This window comes from Wolbachia endosymbiont of Drosophila incompta (genome assembly GCF_001758565.1).
Taxonomy (GTDB): Bacteria; Pseudomonadota; Alphaproteobacteria; order Rickettsiales; family Anaplasmataceae; genus Wolbachia; species Wolbachia pipientis.
On record NZ_CP011148.1, the window covers coordinates 1078102 to 1078302 of the forward strand.

At 35.8% G+C, this 201-nt stretch carries 1 protein-coding gene; it reads left to right on the forward strand.

Annotated features, from left to right (window positions below; translation table 11 throughout):
- Nucleotides 1-41: 41 nt before the first annotated feature.
- On the forward strand, nt 42-201 hold a 160-nt coding region (locus WG67_RS08730), incomplete at its 3' end, for a Mur ligase family protein (protein ID WP_458695016.1).

A 201-nucleotide genomic window follows, 5' to 3' on the forward strand; every position in this document is an offset into this window, starting at 1 on the left:
TTGCAGTTACAGGCAGTGTCGGAAAAACCACTACAAAGGATATGCTACACACTGTTTTATCGCAATATGGAGTGTCCCATGCAAACGAAGGTAACTTAAATAATAATATAGGATTGCCTTTGACAATTCTGAAAGCTCCAAAAAACTGCCAGTACTTAATTCTTGAAATGGGAATGAATAAAGCTGGTGAAATAAAAGAAT